This is a genomic window from Flavobacterium sp. H122, from assembly GCF_004959765.1.
In the GTDB taxonomy this organism is placed as follows: Bacteria; Bacteroidota; Bacteroidia; order Flavobacteriales; family Flavobacteriaceae; genus Flavobacterium.
Window position 1 is genome coordinate 154,700 of the sequence record NZ_SJZD01000002.1, and the last position, 16,963, is coordinate 171,662.

The following is a 16,963-nucleotide window of genomic DNA, read 5'->3' on the forward strand; positions in this document are numbered from 1 at the left end:
TCATAATTTATAGTTTTTTGGTTGGTTAATAGCATAAAAACTCAGTCAGTAATGACTGGGTTTTTTTGTTTTTTATTACTTTTGGAATGGAAATTGTATTCCTTGTGTTGAAAACATAAAATCAACAAAAATGAAAAAGTCTTTACTGCTAATTTTAGCCTTGGTTTTTCCACTGCTTTCTTTTAAACAAAAGCCCGAAGCTTATGGAGTGGGTGAATGGCTCAAATTTAGAATTCATTACGGACTGGTAACTGCCGGATACGCAACTTTAGAATTGAAGGAATCTACCCGAAACAACCGTAAATGTTTTTATGCTGTTGGTCATGGATATACTGTGGGTATGTCAAAATTCTTTTTTAAGGTTGAAGATCATTATCAAAGTATTTTTGATCTGGAAACCACTAAGCCCTACCAGTATTTAAGAAAAATTGATGAAGGCGGTTATACAAAAAATCAGGAAGGTTTTTTTAATCAGGAAAAGAACACAGTTTTAGTAAAAGACTATAAACATAAAAAAGAAAAGACTATTAATGTTACTGAAAACGTTCAGGATATTGTTTCTTCTTTTTATTATTTAAGAAATCATCCTAAAATTCAGAGTTTGGATGTGGGCGAGTCGATTACAATAGATATGTTTTTTGATGATGAGATTTATAAGTTTAAAATGCGTTTTTTAGGACGTGAAACGTTGGATACAAAATTCGGAAAGGTAAAAAGTTTGATTTTCAGACCTTTAGTGCAGTCCGGCCGGGTTTTTAAAGAAAAAGAAAGTCTTACTGTCTGGGTTTCAGACGATGAAAATAAAATTCCTTTACGTATTAAAGCCAGTTTGGCAGTTGGCTCTTTAAAAGCTGATTTAGATGCCTTTAAAGGACTTAAAAATCCGTTTATGCTAACAAAAAATTAAAAAATGAGTGATTATTCAGAACTAGTAAACGAAATTGATAAAAAGTATAAATCATTAGATCAAAAAACAGAAGCCTATCTTGAAGGTTTGCTTTGGTCGAAACCGATAACCTACTGGGATTATATACAAACCGATGCATTGCTTAATCTTCAGGTGCAAAGAACAGTGTTTCCTGATGAAAATGTATTTATAATGTACCACCAGATTAATGAATTGTTATTCAAAATGATTTTGTGGGAAATCAAACAAGTTTCTTATGCTGAAAATCTGACCACAGCGTTTTTTGCGGAACGCTTGATGCGTATCAGCCGTTATTTTGATATGCTTACAACTTCTTTCACAATTATGGGAGATGGAATGGAAATAGAGCAATACACAAAATTCAGGCATACGCTTACTCCGGCAAGTGGTTTTCAAAGTGCACAGTATAGATTGATTGAATTTTGCTCAACCGATTTAATTAACTTGATTGATTACAGATTCAGGTCAATTATTGATCGAAATACACCATATGAGCATGCTTTAGAGCATTTATACTGGCAGGCAGCCGGTAAAGATTATAAAACAGGTGAGAAATCATATTTCTTAAAACAATTTGAAGAAAAGTATAAAGATTTGTTCCTTCGTACTATGGAGGAATACAATACGATAAACCTTTGGCAGAAATTTAAGGAACTCCCTGAGGCGGATCAAAAAACTCCTGAATTGATCAAAGCTATGCGTCATTATGATTATACTGTAAATATCACCTGGGTTATGGGACATTACAATGCTGCTAAAAAGTATATTGACAGTGCAACGGGTGATGGTGAGGCAACCGGAGGAAGTGACTGGAAAAAATACATGCATCCCCGTTACCAGCGCCGCATTTTCTTCCCTGAATTATGGACAGAGCAAGAATTGGCTTCCTGGGGTGAAAATGTGTAATTTTTCCTATATTAGCTAACAGTTAAACTAATTTCTGTTATTCAGAAATCTCAAAAATTATTTTTTTTGAAAAAACTCGTTTACTTGTTAGCTTTTATTTTTGCTTTTTTTTCTTGTAAAAATGATTCTGATGTGGTTGTAAAACCCGTCAGGAATGCTGAGCCTATCCGTTATGGTTATGGATTCAGACTTAATGATTTCAGGGTAATTGAAGATTCAGTGCGTAAAGACGATACTTTTGGCAGTATTATTCAAAAAGAAAACCTGAATGGTAAACAGGTTTATGACATCATTGCACAGGTAAAAGATTCTTTTAACGTACGGATTATGCATTTGTATAAGCCTTATATGATGCTGCTGTCAAAAGATAAAACAAGAAAACTTCAGTATTTTATTTATAAGCCTGACAATAGGAGTTATTATGTGTTGGATTTTAATGATTCAATTGTAAAAGCTTCGAAAAAGATACTGCCTGTAACAATAAAAAGAAGGACAATAGCAGGTGAATTAAACGGCTCTTTGTCGGAAACGCTTAAAAATGAAGGAGCAGCGGCATCTTTATCCTCAAAATTGATTAATGTTTATAAATGGTCAATTGACTTTTTCAAATCCAAACAAGGAGATAAATTCGCAGTTACTTTTACCGAAAGATATATCAACGATACTATTTATGACGGAGTAGATTCTCTGGAATGTGCTTTTTTTGAATACAAAGGCAAAAGAATTTATGCTTTTCCTTTTAAACAAAATGCGAAAGATAAAATTGAGTATTATGATGAAGAAGGGAAAGTTCTGAAGAACTTCTTTTTAAAAGCGCCACTAAAATCAATAAATATAACTTCAAGATTTTCTAAAAGACGTTTTCATCCGGTACAGAAATTTTTCAAGGCTCATAAAGGTACCGATTATGCTGCTCCTCATGGAACATCCATTATGTCAACAGCGAACGGTGTTGTGGAATTGGCCGGATATACAGCCGGAAATGGCAATCATGTCAAAGTGAAGCACGATAAAACATATGCAACCCAATATTTACACATGTCGAGGATTTTGGTCAGAAGAGGCCAGAGAGTAAGACAAGGGCAAATAATTGGAAAAGTGGGAAGTACAGGACTGGCAACCGGTCCGCATGTCTGTTACCGCTTTTGGAAAAAAGGGAAACAGGTGGATCCGTTAAAAATCAAACTTCCTAATTCAACACCCATGGATCCAAAAAACAAGCCGGAATATTTGAACTTTATCGCACCGCTAAAAAAAGAACTGGATAGTATAGCGGGAGTGAAATAGATTTTTCAAACTACAACGTTTTCGTTTATAAATCTTTGTAATTACTTGATTTTATTGGTGTTTTTTCGATTTCAAAATTGTAAATTCGCTATATAAATCAAATGTTTATTGTATGGGACTTCCATCTATCAACCCATCTGGGACACAAGCTTGGCAGAATTTAAGAGAGCATTTTTTTGATATGCAATATGTTTCCATGCAGGAAATGTTTGCCCAGGATGAGCAAAGAGCAGAAAAATTTCATATCGAATGGGATAAGTTTTTGGTTGATTATTCTAAAAACAGAATCAATGAAAAGACTCTGCGGTTACTTTTGGATTTGGCTGCTGAAGTGAATTTAAAAGAAGCTATTCAGGCTCAATTTTCCGGAGAAAAAATAAATCAAACGGAAGACAGATCAGTATTGCATGTTGCATTGCGGGCTCTGGAGAATGATGTTTTTTTGGTTGATGGAAAAAATGTTATGCCTGAGATTTATGCAGTAAAAAACAAAATAAAAAATTTCGCAGGAGATATTGTTGAGGGAAAACGAAAAGGATTTACAGGGAAAAATTTTACCGATGTGGTTAATATTGGTATTGGAGGTTCCGATTTAGGTCCGGCAATGGTTCTGGAATCATTACGTTTTTATAAAAATCATCTCAATGTACATTTTGTTTCTAATGTTGATGGTGACCATGTTTATGAAAGTATTAAAAATCTGAATCCCGAAACAACCCTCTTTGTTGTAGTTTCCAAAACATTCACAACTCAGGAAACCCTTTCTAATGCCGAAACAATCCGTAATTGGTTTTTAAGATCTGCAAAACAGGAAGATATTGCAAAACATTTTGCGGCGGTGTCGACTAATATTCAAAAAGTAACCGAATTCGGTATTGATGCTGAAAATGTATTTCCTATGTGGGATTGGGTTGGAGGCCGTTTTTCTTTGTGGGGAGCTGTTGGATTAAGCATCGCTCTTGGAGTAGGCTATGATAATTATGAAAAATTATTGGAAGGTGCCCGTAAGATGGATGTCCATTTTAAAGAAAGTCCCTTTAATGAAAATATCCCGGTTGTATTGGCTTTACTGACCGTTTGGTATAATAATTTTTTTGGCGCGGAAACTGAAGCTGTTATTCCATATACCCAGTATTTGCAAAAATTAGCACCCTATTTACAGCAGGGAATAATGGAAAGCAACGGTAAGAGTATTGGACGCGATGGTTTTCCTGTTAATTATCAGACAGGGACTATTGTTTGGGGAGAACCTGGAACAAACTCCCAGCATGCATTTTTTCAGCTGATCCATCAGGGAACAAAATTAATCCCGGCGGACTTCATCGGTTTCAAAAAATCTTTATATGGTAATAAAGAGCATCACGATAAATTAATGTCCAATTTCTTTGCACAGACAGAGGCTCTTTTAAATGGTAAAACTGCTGAACAGGTAAAAGATGAGTTTGTTAAAGCAGGGATTGAAGAGGAGAAACTAAAATTCTTGCTTCCCTTTAAAGTCTTTGAAGGCAATAAACCCACAAATACGCTGCTGATAGAATCATTAACACCGGAAACTTTAGGTTCTCTTGTTGCGCTTTATGAGCATAAAATTTTTGCACAGGGAATTTTGTGGAATATATTCAGTTATGACCAATGGGGTGTAGAACTTGGAAAACAATTGGCTGATACGATTTTAAATGAAATTGGCAAGAATAAACTTACAAAACATGATGCGTCTACAAATTTGTTATTGCATAAATATTTGAAATAGGTAATTTTTTTTTAATAAAATTTATTTTAATGCGCTTTTGATAACGTTAAGTTGTCAAAAGTGCATTTTTATTTATATGCACGCATATTTTTTGTCATAATTCTTAACATTAACTTAACATTGAAAAGAATAAATAGTGTCAAATTTGTTGTGCAAATTTTAAATTCATACACAACAAATGAAAAACATGAAAAATTGGTTTTTGGTGTCTTTGTTTTTCTTGAGCATTTCTGTTTTTGCCCAAGTAACAAAATCCTCAATTTCAGGTACAGTAAAATCAAGCAAAGGAGAAACTTTGCCTGGAGTAAATGTTGAAATTAAGCATATACCATCTGGAACTAAGTACTATGCAAATACTGATTTTAATGGGGCTTATTCTGCTCCTGCAGTCAAACCAGGCGGTCCATATACTGTTAAAGCATCTTTTATTGGGTATAAACCTTCAATTGTTGAAGAAGTTAATGCTCCTTTGGGAAGCAGTATAACAGTTAATCTCATTTTGGTAGATGAACTGACAAAATTAGACGAGGTTGTTGTTACAACTACAAGGTCAAATAGAACTTTTTCTAAAAACCGCAATGGTGCATCGCAACAGTTTTCCAATAGAGAAATTAATGCTGTTCCGGTATTGGGCTCGCGATCAATTGCTGCAGTTACAAAATATAATGCAAATGCAGGAAGTGGCGGAACTTTTGGAGGACAGGATTCACGTTTGAATAATGTAACTATCGATGGTTCGGTTTTTAATAATGGTTTTGGATTAGGTTCTGAAGCTCAGGCAGGAGGTAGAACAGGATCGACAGCTATATCTTTAGATGCAATTGAACAGATTCAGGTTAATATTGCACCTTATGATGTAAGACAGACAGGATTTACTGGTTCAGGAATAAACGCAGTAACAAGAAGCGGTTCGAATGAAATTGAAGGTTCTGTTTATCATTCTTTTAGAAGTAATGATAAAACTTTTGTGGGAACAAAAGCTGGAGATGTAGAAATTGTGCCTGCTAAATTTGAAGAGAAAATATGGGGAGCTAGAATTGGAGCTCCTATAATTAAAGATAAATTGTTCTTTTTTGGAAGTTTTGAAACAGTTGATAAGTCATCTCCGGCAACAAACTGGACATCGACTGGTTCTCCGTTAGGAGGTGCACAGGTTTCTGCTCCTACTTATACAGAAATGCAAAGTTTATCTAATTATTTAGGAACCAACTTTAATTACCAAACGGGGCCTTGGGAAAATTTCGATGCCATATCAACTTCTAAAAAATTCTTAGGACGTTTAGATTGGAATATCAATAATGACCACAAATTAACTATGCGATATGTTCATCATGATTCAGGATCAGATGAGTTAATTTCTAATTCTACTTCTTTAGGGCAAGGGAATAGAAGAACTAATGCTAATTCAATGGCATATAAAAACAGCGGATATGTTATTGAGGATAATACAAGGTCTATTGTTTTGGAATTGGATAGCAAATTATCAGAAAAATGGTCAAATAATTTCATGGCTGGTTTTGATAAGCAAATTGAAGATAGAGGTTTGCAAGGAAGTTTTTTTCCAACAGTGGATGTTAAAAATGGTGCAAATAACTACATATCGTTTGGTTTAGATCCTTTTACGCCAGGAAATAAATTAAACTATTCTACTTTACACTTTACAAATAATATAACTGGTTTATTTGGCAAACATACTTTGTTGTTTGGTGCTAATTACGAAAGATTTAAGTCTGAAAACTTGTTTTTCCCAGGTTCTAATGGTGTATATATTTTTGATTCACTTCAAGATTTTTATGATGCTGCAGACGAATCTCTTGCCTTAGGAGGTTTGCCATCAGTTAATAATTTACCTAGTAGATTCCAATTCAGATATTCGGCTTTAAATGGTGGGGCTGAGCCAATGCAAATAATGAAATCTGATAAGATAGATTTATATGCACAGGATGAATATAAAGTATATGATAATTTTAAATTGACATTTGGTTTAAGAGTATCAAGAATTTCATTTGAAGATACTGCTCTTGAGAATCCAGCGGTTACAGGTATGACTTTTATGGATGGTCAGAAGTTTAATACTGGAGAAATGTCTAAAACCCAATATTTATTTGAACCTAGAATAGGATTTAATTTAGATGTTGATGGTAAATCAAACACACAGGTACGTGGTGGAACTGGTATTTTTACAGGTAGACCTCCATTTGTTTTCTTGTCGAATGCTATTGGTAATAATGGTGTTTTAACTGGATTTGTGGATGTTAGTGGTGCAAATGTTGGAACTGGTGGTTATAATGGAACTGGATATGGTTTTACAGCAAATCCTAACCAGTATTTTATACCTAGCACACCTACTCTGCCAACTACATTTGACCTGGCTTTTACAGATAGAAATTTTAAATTTCCTCAAGTATGGAAATCAAATGTTGCTTTAGATCAAAGATTGCCATTTGGTTTCATTGGTACTGTTGAAGGAATTTTTTCAAAAAATATTAATGCTGTTCATTATTACAATGCAAATCTTGATGCGCCAGTTGGAACTTTTTCAGGAGTTGATGATAGACCAAGATATGCTAGAAATGATAATGGGGTAAGAATCAATGATAATGTTTCCAATGCAATTGTTTTAACCAATACTGATGAAGGATATTTTTATTCAACAACCTTTAAGTTGGAGTATCCTTATAAAAATGGGTTGTGGGGGTCATTTGCTTACACTCATTCAAGTGCTTACGATTTATTATCTGCAGGCTCAATTGCTTCAGGTTCTTGGACAGGTGCGAGATCAGTATTAGGTAATAATGATTTATCTGTTTCTTTATCAAATAACAATACACCACACAGATTAGTAGGGGTGTTGGGATATAAAATTGATTATGGAAAGACTTATGGAGGTTCTACATCAATTAATTTAGGTTATATTGGAGAAAAAACTTCTCCGTTTACTTATAGCTATGGAGGTGATATGAATGGTGATAGAATTAACAATAATGATTTAATATTTGTGCCTTTAAGAGGTTCTGATATCAGATTCCAGCCTTTAACTGTTGGTTCAGTAGTTTATTCTGAAGCTGATCAACAAGCGGCTTATGATAGATATATAGAGCAAGATCCTTATCTTTCAACAAGAAGAGGTCAATATGCTGAGAGAAATGCAGTAGAATTACCAATGTTGCATAGAATTGACCTTTCAGTTACTCAAGATTTTTATATAAAAATTGCCGGGAAGAAAAATGCTTTTCAATTTAGAGCTGATATCTTGAACTTTACTAATTTGTTGAATAATGATTGGGGTATTTCTAAAAGAGCAACTAATACAAACGTATTGAATTATAGAACTACTAACGCAAGTAATGTTCCTTTCTTTCAGTTAGCTACACAAACTAATCCTGATGGTTCAAGAGAGTTAATTCGTCAAACATTCCAAAAAAATGCTTCTATTAATGACGTTTGGCAGGCACAATTTACTTTAAGATATACTTTTGGTAAATAATCATATCGTATCAAATACTTTAAAAACCGCTCGTTAAACGAGTGGTTTTTTTATTATATTTGTTTTAAACTAAATCTTACAAAATGTACGAATTATTACAAAAATTTCACTCAGGATGGGCGTATTTGGCCTTGATTTTATTAGTGTTTGCAGTAGCTAACAGTGCTTTAGGCAGTTCTTCAAAGAAGGAGTTTACTGCTAAAGACAGAAAAATTGCTCTTTTTGGTTTGATAGCTACCCATATTCAGTTTTTAGTGGGACTTATTTTATACTTCATATCACCTCTTGGGCTTTCAGGATTTAATATGAAAGATGCGGCATTGCGTTTAACGTCAATGGAGCATCCTTTGATTAATTTAATAGCTATTGCATTAATCACTGTAGGGTGGTCAAAACATAAAAAAATGGACACAGGTTCAGATAAATTCAAAAAAATTGCTATTTTCTACGGAATAGGTTTAGTGCTGATTCTGTCACGTATTCCATGGAGTACATGGTTAGCATAAAGAAATAAAAGCCCTTTTCAGGGCTTTCTTTTTCAATTGGGGTATGGTATTTGATAGTTGGATGTTGAATTTTAAAAATGTAATAGTATGATTAACAAATTAATATTGGGTGTTTCTACTATGGTTGCTGCTTTTTTGGCATCTAATTTCTCATTCCAAAAATTCGAATCAAATTCGTTTAATTCGAGTATTGTTCAGGATACAATCAAAAATGATACTGTAAAAGATTCATTGTTTATAGACAGCCTTTCTATTGAAGAAGGATTATACAATTATAAATTGTATAAGAGTAAAAGCTATGCAACACATTATGCTAATAAATTTAATGGCAGAAGAACTGCAAGCGGTGAACGTTTTGATAATAATAAGTTGACAGCTGCCCATAGAAGGCTTCCGTTTGGAACAAAAGTCAGAGTGACAAATATTACAAACGGCAGAAAAATTATTGTTAAAATAAACGACCGTGGCCCTCATGTAAAAGGAAGGGAAATTGACCTGTCAAACAAAGCTTTCAGATATTTGATGGCTGGAAGGCGCGGCGGTATAATGGCTGTTAAAATTGAATTGGCTGTCAAGAAATAATTACCAGGCTGTAAACGGATTGTTGCTTAAATAGGAGTTGTAATATCTTCTGTCTTTTGTGACTTCCTCTCCAAGCCAATCCGGTTTTTCAAACCATTCGTTTTCCGATTGAAGTTCAATTTCAGCAATAATCAATCCGTAATTATTTCCTGAAAAAACATCCACTTCGTAAAAATGATTGCCTACCGGTACTTCATAACGGATTTTATCAATCACGCCTGTTTCACATAAAGCTAAAAGTTGTTCCGCTTCGTTAAGCGGAATTTCTTTTTCCCATTCCAATCGGGTTGTGCCGGTATCATTGCTTTTTCCTTTAATCGTAATAAATCCTTTTTCTCCTTTTATACGGATACGGACAGTGCGTTCTGGGTTTGAATTTAAATACCCTTGAACAATTCTGTTATGTGATGTGGCTTGAGTTAAAAAAACTTCATTATTCACTAAAAATTTGCGTTCTATTTCAATCATATTTCCTTATTGGCTATTTGCTTTATCTGATGGGATTCTATGCGGTCAAAATTAAATTTTCTTTTGGTTAGTTGAAGCATTGCTTCTGCAATTTGTTCAGGAGTTATACTCTGATATTTTTTTAAAGAACCAACCAATAAAAAATTTAGAATGCGCATGAAATATACCGCAATTCTTTCTCCCAAACGTTCATTTCTTACATAATCAATCAGTGACGGCTGCAGTATATAGGTTTGCTCAATTTTTTGAGCCAAAACATCTCTTTCCATTTCTCCTTTGGTACGGTTGTAAAAGATACTGCTGTTGACATCTGCTCCAAGAGCGGAAATTACTATAAAAATCTTGATGTTGTTTTGTCTGGCTAATTTGGCGGCATTTACAGGAATTCCATAATCGATGGCTTTGTACTGATTTTCGTCGGGAGTTTGTTTTTTAGTAGTGCCAATGCAGCAATAAACCACGTCGCCTGTAAATTCATTTTTATAATTCTCCAGTTGAAGTAAATCAACCGGATATTCTTTGATTTTAGGATGGTTGATATTAACTGGTTTCCTGCTGAATACTTTAATGGTTTCAGATGTATCATCCCGCAACAGCTTTTGCAGCAAAATGTTTCCTGTCAGTCCCGTTGCCCCTATTATAATAGCAGTCTTTACCATAGATGAAAATTTGAATGAATATACATAAATTTACAAAATGGAATTCGTGCAACGAAAAATAATTCATGTCGATATGGATGCTTTTTATGCCTCTGTTGAGCAAATGGATAATCCTGAATTGAAAGGGAAACCATTGGCTGTGGGAGGCAGTGAAATACGTGGTGTGGTATCGGCGGCGAGTTATGAGGCACGTAAATTTGGTGTACGGAGTGCTATGAGCGGCGTGCAGGCGAAACGGTTATGTCCTGAACTTATATTTGTTCGTCCCCGTTTTGACCGTTATAAGGAGATTTCTAAAAAAATAAGGACTATTTTTAAGGATTATACTGATTTGGTTGAGCCGCTTTCTTTAGATGAAGCGTATTTGGATGTTACAGTCAATAAAAAAGGTAATCCAAGCGCCACTTTAATAGCTCAGGAAATCAGGAAAAGAATTTTTGAGGAAGTAGGACTTACGGCTTCTGCCGGAATTTCAATTAATAAGTTTGTGGCCAAAATTGCTTCGGATTATAATAAGCCTAACGGTCAAAAAACCATCAATCCCGATGAAGTGGAAACTTTTTTGGAAGGCTTGGATGTGAAAAAGTTTTATGGTATTGGTAAGGTAACCACTGAAAAAATGTATCAGTTGGGAATTTATACCGGAGCCGATTTAAAATCGAAATCGTTAGAATATTTAGATGAGCATTTTGGTAAAAGCGGCAGACATTATTATTATCTGGTAAGAGGAATTTCCAATAGTCAGGTAAAACCCAACAGGACAACTAAATCGGTAGCTGCAGAGCACACTTTTTATACGAATCTGACCTCAGAGATTTTTATGGAAGAAAAGTTAAACCGAATAGCTGAGGAACTTTCAAAACGATTGCAAAAACACAAAATATCAGGTAAAACGATTACTTTAAAAATAAAATATTCAGATTTTACCCAACAAACCCGAAGTAAAACCTTGCCTTATTTTGTTTCGGATAAAGGATTGTTGTTTGAAACAGTAAAAGAATTACTGTATCAGGAAAAAATGAAAGATTCAGTACGATTGCTGGGTATTTCACTTTCCAACTTAAATACTGAAATAAAAAAAACCGTAGTCGTGCAACTACGGTTTGAATTCTAATATTTTATTTTACTATTCTATTTCAGAAATTCTCAAAGTATTTACCATTCCTTTGGCAACTACCGGCATAGCAGCTAAGTTGACAAGGATGTCCCCTTTTTCAACGAATTTACTTTCTTTGGCAATAGCATTAATATCATCAATAGTATCGTCTGTACTTACAAATTTATCATAGTAAAAAGCATGAACGCCCCATAACAGGTTTAACTGCGTTAAAATACGTCGGTTTGAGGTGAAAACCAATACATGAGCATGAGGACGCCAGGCTGAAACCTGAAAAGCCGTATAGCCACTATTTGTTAAAGTGGTAATCGCTTTTGCTTCAATATCATCAGCCAGGATAGCAGCGTGGTAACAAATATGTTTTGTAATGTATCTGTTGGTTTTAACCTGAGGTTGTTTTTGCGGTACCTGAATAAGCGGAGAATCCTCAACTGCTTCAATAATCTGTGTCATTTTTTCAATAACCTGAACCGGGTAATTACCCACTGAAGTCTCACCGGAAAGCATTACCGCATCCGCCCCGTCCATTACAGAATTGGCAACATCGTTTACTTCCGCTCGTGTAGGTGTAAGACTTGTAATCATGGTTTCCATCATTTGGGTTGCCACAATTACTGGTATACGGGCCAATTTAGCACGGTTGATTAATTTTTTTTGAATCAACGGAACTTCGTGAGCCGGCATTTCTACACCAAGATCACCGCGGGCCACCATAAAACCATCACAATGTGCTACTAACTTGTCTAAGTTTTCAATAGCCTCAGGTTTTTCAATCTTAGCTATAATTGGAATTTTATGCTCTGAATTTTTATCGATCAGATCTTTTAAATCTTTTAAATCCTCCGGAGTTCTGACAAATGAAAGCGCAATCCAGTCAACCTGATTTTCAATAGCAAAAAGCGCGTCTCTGATGTCTTTTTCAGTTAATGCAGGAAGTGAAACTTTTGTATTAGGTAAGTTAACTCCCTTTTTCGATTTCAAAGGACCTCCCTGAATTACTTTACAAACAACTTTGTTTGCTTTTTTGTCGCTTGATACGGCTTCAAAAATTAATTTTCCGTCATCTAATAAAATTCTTTCGCCTGGATTTACATCCTGAGGAAAAGATTTGTAGGTCATGTAAACGTTGTCCGGTGTTCCCGGAACATCATCAGTGGTTTGAAAGGTTACTAAATCACCTTCATTAACCACTACGTCTTCTTTCATTACACCTACACGTAGCTTAGGTCCTTGTAAATCGGCAAGGATAGCAGTTGTATATCCGCATTCATCGTTCAGTTCTCTAATAATGCGGATTCTTTCGGCTACATCCGTATAGTCAGCGTGTGAGAAGTTAATTCGGAAAACATCCACACCGGCATCCATCATTTTTTTAATTACTTCTTTCGTACTGCATGCCGGACCAAGGGTAGCAACTATTTTAGTCTTTTTTCTTGTGCGCATTTTTAAAAAATTAAGTTGTTCTTCGATTTGATTTCATTGGGGTCAACCTCATATACAGTGGTTATAAAATCAATCTTTTTAAGTTTACTAATAATATCTTTTATGTCAATTTGTTCGTCGTGTTCTATTTTCAAAACAAAATCAGCTTTTTTTAAATCCGTAACCAAATTGATTTGTTTTACAGTGCTGGTTTCTTCAAAAAGAGATGTGTTTTGAGTAATAATAGGCAGTTCTATCTCCTGTTTGTTTTGAATTAAATCCCAAGTCATCATGGCTTCTTCATCATCAAATGTAAATCTCGAAAAAAAAGCGGGTTGTTTGTTGATTTCAAAAGTGATTTCATTCTCGTTTTTAGAAAGAAGAATTCCTAAATGCTGGTTTATTTTGAAGGCAATTCTATAATCTTCAAGTGTAGTGTGAATGGCAATAAGGTCATAATCAACCTGATCAAATTCTTCTAACTGGAGTTTATGAATAGCCATATTATTCAAAATAAAATGTAAATATACTATTAATAAACTATACTTGAACAGTTTAAAATGTTAGCTTTATGCTAACTTATTAACGAAAACGATTGAGGTTTGCAATTATTTTGAGTCAATTTGTGACTGAAAAACGAAATAGGCTCTTTTTGAAGCAATTTCTTCAGCTTTTTTCTTAGAAGTTGCTCTGGCTTTTGCAACTACTTTTTTGTCAATGTGAAGTTTTACAGCAAAATGTTTTAGATTTCCGGTTCCGTTGTCATCATATATTTCGTAATGAAATGATTTTTTTTCTTTTTGGCACCATTCAATAAGTAAGCTCTTGTAGCTTATTACTTTGCCTTCAAGACGGTCGATGTCTACATAAGGTTCAATGATTTTCTTCTGAATGAATTTTTCACAATATATGAATCCTTTATCTAAGTATATGGCACCAATGAAAGCTTCGAAAATATTACCATGTACATTTTCACCAAAATGCTGGGGAGAAACTTTGCTTTCCACAAATTGGATTAAATTAAAATCTTTTCCTAACTCGTTTAAGTGTTCCCTTGAAACAATTTTAGAGCGCATTTTGGTTAAATAACCCTCATCACCATTAGGAACTTTGCTGAAAAGATGTGAGGCAATCACAGAACCAAGCATGGCATCACCTAAAAATTCTAATCTTTCATAATTTATGGGATGGCCCTTTTCATCCAGTTTGTTCATAGAACGATGGGTGAAGGCTTTTCTGTAATGCTCAATATTGTTAGGCTTGAAACCTAAAATACTGGTAAGTTTTTCAAAAAAAATCCCGTCTTCAGACGAAAGAGGACGGGAAGTTTTAAATATTTTTTTGATAATTCTCATATAATGGAATTACTCTGCTTTTTTGAATAAAACACAAGCATTATGACCGCCAAAACCAAAAGTGTTACTCATGGCTACAGTGATTTCACGTTTTTGTGCTTTGTTTAATGTTAAATTTAAAGACGGATCAATGTTTTCGTCAACTACTTTATGATTGATCGTAGGAGGGATGATTCCGTTTTTAATGGCTAATATAGAAGCAATAGCTTCAATAGCTCCGGCAGCTCCCAATAAGTGACCGGTCATAGATTTAGTTGAATTGATGTTGATGTTTTTAGCATGTTCACCAAATACGGTACTGATTGCTTTCAACTCAGCAACATCTCCTAATGGAGTCGATGTTCCGTGAGTATTGATGTGATCCACATCTTCCGGTTTCAGGCCGGCATCCTGCAGACAGTTTTTCATAACCGCAATTACACCGATTCCTTCAGGGTGTGGTGCTGTTAAATGGTAAGCGTCAGATGACATACCGCAGCCACCTACTTCGCAATAGATTTTTGCGCCTCGGGCTTTTGCATGTTCATATTCTTCCAGAACCAATGCTCCTGCACCTTCGCCTAAGACAAATCCGTCACGGGTTGCGTCAAACGGTCTTGAAGCCGTTTCAGGGCTTTCGTTTCTGGTTGATAGAGCCTGCATAGAGTTGAATCCTCCCATTCCGGCAATAGTTACAGCGGCTTCTGAACCTCCTGAAACAATTACGTCACATATTCCCAGGCGGATGTAGTTGAAAGCATCCACTAAGGCATTTGCTGATGAAGCACAAGCCGAAACCGTAGTGTAGTTAGGTCCCATGAAGCCATTTCGCATAGAAATGTGTCCTGGTGCGATATCTGCAATCATTTTAGGGATGAAAAACGGATTGAAACGTGGTGTCCCATCTCCTTTTGCGTAGTTAAGCATCTCTTCCTGGAAAGTTTCCAGACCGCCAATTCCTGCGCCCCATATTACACCAACCCGATATTTGTTGATTTCTTCAGGATTTAAACCAGAGTCTTTAATGGCCTCATCGCTGGCAACAATTGCATATTGCGCAAATTTGTCCATTCTTCTGGCTTCTTTCTTATCGATAAAATCCTCAACGTTGAAGTTTTTGACTTCACATGCGAATTTGGTTTTGTGTTTTTCAGTGTCATAATAAGTGATAGGAGCGGCACCGCTTTTTCCGTTTATAAGCCCATCCCAATATTCCTGAAGAGTATTTCCAATGGGTGTTAATGCTCCTAATCCTGTTACTACTACTCGCTTTAATTGCATAGTTCAGCTGGTTATGTTAAATATAAAAAATCCCAAAGTACTTTTAATATTAACTAAAAGAAACAATGGGTATTACATGATATTTTATGATTGTAATACAATCAATGTTTGTACAAATCTAAGAAAAGATTTTGATAAAGACCGTAAAAAATAATAACATCTGTAAGTTTTCAGGCTTACAGATGTTTGGAATTTATTATTTTTTAGCTTCTTCGATGTAAGAGATAGCTTGACCTACAGTAGCAATGTTTTCAGCTTGGTCATCTGGAATTTGGATATCAAATTCTTTTTCGAATTCCATAATTAGCTCAACAGTGTCTAATGAATCAGCTCCTAAATCGTTAGTGAAGCTTGCTTCAGAAACTACTTCGTTCTCGTCAACACCTAATTTGTCTACGATAATCGCTTTTACTCTTGATGCAATGTCTGACATAATCTTTAAATTTTAAATTTTAATTAGTTGGCAAAAATAAAAAATTTATTTAAAACCAAGTTTTTTAGTTAATAAATGTTAGTACGAAATTAAAAAATTAATTTTACAAAGAGGGTCAATTTTAATTATTTGTCATTTATTATTCTTTTTTTTGCATAATAAAAATTACAGTTGCGTCTATAACCCAATCTAGATTAGGCTCAATAGCAACACGATTAAACACATACAACAAATGAACAAAATTGTAATATTTGCTTCCGGTTCAGGATCCAATGCCGAAAAAATTATATTACATTTTAAAAACAACTCTTCAGTGAACGTAGCTGGAATCTTTTCTAACAATCTGCGTGCCAAAGTTTTAGAGAGGGCTGCAGCTCATGATGTCCCGACTTTTGTTTTTAATAAAGAGGAATTAAATACCGGTGAAGTTTTACGGCAATTGAATGAAATTCAGCCTGATTTAATTGTATTAGCTGGTTTTTTATTAAAGTTCCCTGAGGATATTATTCATGCTTATCCTAATATGGTGATTAATATACATCCTGCTTTGCTGCCTAAGTATGGAGGAAAAGGTATGTATGGTATGCATGTGCATCAAGCTGTTTTGGATAATAACGAGAAGGAAACAGGTATAACTATTCATTATGTAAATGAACATTATGATGAAGGGGCAATTATCGCACAGCATTTTGTTAACATTGAAAATTGTACTTCGGCGGAAGAAATTGCTCAAAAGGTTCATGAATTGGAACATGTGTATTTTCCAATTACTATAGAGAAACTTATAACTCATAACTTATAAT

The 16,963-nt window shown here is 34.7% G+C and carries 16 protein-coding genes; 9 read left to right on the plus strand and 7 right to left on the minus strand.

The window, feature by feature from the left end:
• The first annotated feature begins 130 nt into the window (after nucleotides 1-130).
• The 7 genes from EZM65_RS04225 to EZM65_RS04255 all read left to right on the plus strand — a co-directional run bounded on the left by EZM65_RS04225 (nucleotide 131) and on the right by EZM65_RS04255 (nucleotide 9,446).
• Nucleotides 131-907, plus strand: a complete 777-nt coding sequence (locus tag EZM65_RS04225; protein ID WP_136667293.1) for a DUF3108 domain-containing protein — start codon at nucleotides 131-133, stop codon at nucleotides 905-907.
• A 3-nt stretch (nucleotides 908-910) separates the two neighbouring features.
• A complete protein-coding gene (locus EZM65_RS04230) occupies nucleotides 911-1,834 on the plus strand; it encodes a tryptophan 2,3-dioxygenase family protein (RefSeq protein WP_136667294.1) in 924 nt (307 codons plus the stop codon).
• Between the two features lie 66 nt (nucleotides 1,835-1,900).
• Nucleotides 1,901-3,121, plus strand: coding sequence for a peptidoglycan DD-metalloendopeptidase family protein (locus tag EZM65_RS04235; RefSeq protein WP_136667295.1), 1,221 nt, complete (start codon nucleotides 1,901-1,903; stop codon nucleotides 3,119-3,121).
• Between the two features lie 112 nt (nucleotides 3,122-3,233).
• The gene (gene pgi / locus EZM65_RS04240) at nucleotides 3,234-4,871 is read left to right on the plus strand and encodes a glucose-6-phosphate isomerase (protein ID WP_136667296.1); all 1,638 of its coding nucleotides are present in this window, start codon (nucleotides 3,234-3,236) and stop codon (nucleotides 4,869-4,871) included.
• A gap of 187 nt (nucleotides 4,872-5,058) precedes the next feature.
• Complete coding sequence (locus EZM65_RS04245) at nucleotides 5,059-8,358, plus strand: TonB-dependent receptor (protein ID WP_136667298.1); 3,300 nt, start codon at nucleotides 5,059-5,061, stop codon at nucleotides 8,356-8,358.
• A gap of 83 nt (nucleotides 8,359-8,441) precedes the next feature.
• The gene (locus tag EZM65_RS04250) at nucleotides 8,442-8,864 is read left to right on the plus strand and encodes a hypothetical protein (RefSeq protein ID WP_136667299.1); all 423 of its coding nucleotides are present in this window, start codon (nucleotides 8,442-8,444) and stop codon (nucleotides 8,862-8,864) included.
• 87 nt (nucleotides 8,865-8,951) lie between these two features.
• Entirely contained in the window at nucleotides 8,952-9,446 is a 495-nt protein-coding gene (locus tag EZM65_RS04255; protein WP_136667300.1) for a septal ring lytic transglycosylase RlpA family protein, read from the plus strand.
• Here the strand turns inward: EZM65_RS04255 and EZM65_RS04260 are convergent, their stop codons facing one another.
• Nucleotides 9,447-9,914, minus strand: coding sequence for a CYTH domain-containing protein (locus tag EZM65_RS04260; RefSeq protein ID WP_136667302.1), 468 nt, complete (start codon nucleotides 9,912-9,914; stop codon nucleotides 9,447-9,449). It abuts the gene before it with no gap.
• Nucleotides 9,911-10,573, minus strand: a complete 663-nt coding sequence (locus tag EZM65_RS04265; protein ID WP_136667303.1) for an NAD(P)H-binding protein — start codon at nucleotides 10,571-10,573, stop codon at nucleotides 9,911-9,913. The genes EZM65_RS04260 and EZM65_RS04265 overlap by 4 nt, the downstream gene beginning before the upstream one ends.
• A gap of 37 nt (nucleotides 10,574-10,610) precedes the next feature.
• Between EZM65_RS04265 and dinB the strand changes: the two genes are divergently transcribed.
• Nucleotides 10,611-11,687, plus strand: a complete 1,077-nt coding sequence (gene dinB / locus EZM65_RS04270) for a DNA polymerase IV (RefSeq protein WP_136667304.1) — start codon at nucleotides 10,611-10,613, stop codon at nucleotides 11,685-11,687.
• 12 nt (nucleotides 11,688-11,699) lie between these two features.
• Here dinB and pyk read toward each other — a convergent pair whose 3' ends face one another.
• The 5 genes from pyk to EZM65_RS04295 form a co-directional block, all read right to left on the minus strand.
• The gene (gene pyk, locus EZM65_RS04275) at nucleotides 11,700-13,133 is read right to left on the minus strand and encodes a pyruvate kinase (RefSeq protein ID WP_136667306.1); all 1,434 of its coding nucleotides are present in this window, start codon (nucleotides 13,131-13,133) and stop codon (nucleotides 11,700-11,702) included.
• A 2-nt stretch (nucleotides 13,134-13,135) separates the two neighbouring features.
• Entirely contained in the window at nucleotides 13,136-13,615 is a 480-nt protein-coding gene (locus tag EZM65_RS04280) for an IPExxxVDY family protein (RefSeq protein WP_136667308.1), read from the minus strand.
• Nucleotides 13,616-13,720: 105 nt separating this feature from the next.
• Nucleotides 13,721-14,467: a ribonuclease III gene (gene rnc, locus EZM65_RS04285; RefSeq protein WP_136667310.1), complete on the minus strand. Its 747-nt coding sequence runs from the start codon at nucleotides 14,465-14,467 to the stop codon at nucleotides 13,721-13,723.
• A 9-nt stretch (nucleotides 14,468-14,476) separates the two neighbouring features.
• Nucleotides 14,477-15,727, minus strand: a complete 1,251-nt coding sequence (gene fabF, locus EZM65_RS04290) for a beta-ketoacyl-ACP synthase II (RefSeq protein ID WP_136667312.1) — start codon at nucleotides 15,725-15,727, stop codon at nucleotides 14,477-14,479.
• 196 nt (nucleotides 15,728-15,923) lie between these two features.
• Complete coding sequence (locus EZM65_RS04295; RefSeq protein ID WP_014166687.1) at nucleotides 15,924-16,160, minus strand: acyl carrier protein; 237 nt, start codon at nucleotides 16,158-16,160, stop codon at nucleotides 15,924-15,926.
• A 232-nt stretch (nucleotides 16,161-16,392) separates the two neighbouring features.
• On the opposite strand from EZM65_RS04295, the gene EZM65_RS04300 reads away from it, so the two are divergent.
• A complete protein-coding gene (locus EZM65_RS04300) occupies nucleotides 16,393-16,962 on the plus strand; it encodes a phosphoribosylglycinamide formyltransferase (protein ID WP_136667314.1) in 570 nt (189 codons plus the stop codon).
• The last annotated feature ends 1 nt before the right edge of the window (nucleotide 16,963 follow it).

Excerpts from the sequence above, each read along its gene's own strand:
- EZM65_RS04300 (WP_136667314.1), top strand. The coding sequence starts at position 16,393 with ATGAACAAAATTGTAATATTTGCTTCCGGTTCAGGATCCAATGCCGAA.
- pyk (WP_136667306.1), bottom strand. The coding sequence starts at position 13,133 with ATGCGCACAAGAAAAAAGACTAAAATAGTTGCTACCCTTGGTCCGGCA.
- EZM65_RS04265 (WP_136667303.1), bottom strand. The coding sequence starts at position 10,573 with ATGGTAAAGACTGCTATTATAATAGGGGCAACGGGACTGACAGGAAAC.
- EZM65_RS04245 (WP_136667298.1), top strand. The coding sequence starts at position 5,059 with ATGAAAAATTGGTTTTTGGTGTCTTTGTTTTTCTTGAGCATTTCTGTT.
- fabF (WP_136667312.1), bottom strand. The coding sequence starts at position 15,727 with ATGCAATTAAAGCGAGTAGTAGTAACAGGATTAGGAGCATTAACACCC.
- rnc (WP_136667310.1), bottom strand. The coding sequence starts at position 14,467 with ATGAGAATTATCAAAAAAATATTTAAAACTTCCCGTCCTCTTTCGTCT.
- EZM65_RS04295 (WP_014166687.1), bottom strand. The coding sequence starts at position 16,160 with ATGTCAGACATTGCATCAAGAGTAAAAGCGATTATCGTAGACAAATTA.
- EZM65_RS04255 (WP_136667300.1), top strand. The coding sequence starts at position 8,952 with ATGATTAACAAATTAATATTGGGTGTTTCTACTATGGTTGCTGCTTTT.
- EZM65_RS04230 (WP_136667294.1), top strand. The coding sequence starts at position 911 with ATGAGTGATTATTCAGAACTAGTAAACGAAATTGATAAAAAGTATAAA.
- dinB (WP_136667304.1), top strand. The coding sequence starts at position 10,611 with ATGGAATTCGTGCAACGAAAAATAATTCATGTCGATATGGATGCTTTT.
- EZM65_RS04250 (WP_136667299.1), top strand. The coding sequence starts at position 8,442 with ATGTACGAATTATTACAAAAATTTCACTCAGGATGGGCGTATTTGGCC.
- EZM65_RS04225 (WP_136667293.1), top strand. The coding sequence starts at position 131 with ATGAAAAAGTCTTTACTGCTAATTTTAGCCTTGGTTTTTCCACTGCTT.
- pgi (WP_136667296.1), top strand. The coding sequence starts at position 3,234 with ATGGGACTTCCATCTATCAACCCATCTGGGACACAAGCTTGGCAGAAT.
- EZM65_RS04280 (WP_136667308.1), bottom strand. The coding sequence starts at position 13,615 with ATGGCTATTCATAAACTCCAGTTAGAAGAATTTGATCAGGTTGATTAT.
- EZM65_RS04260 (WP_136667302.1), bottom strand. The coding sequence starts at position 9,914 with ATGATTGAAATAGAACGCAAATTTTTAGTGAATAATGAAGTTTTTTTA.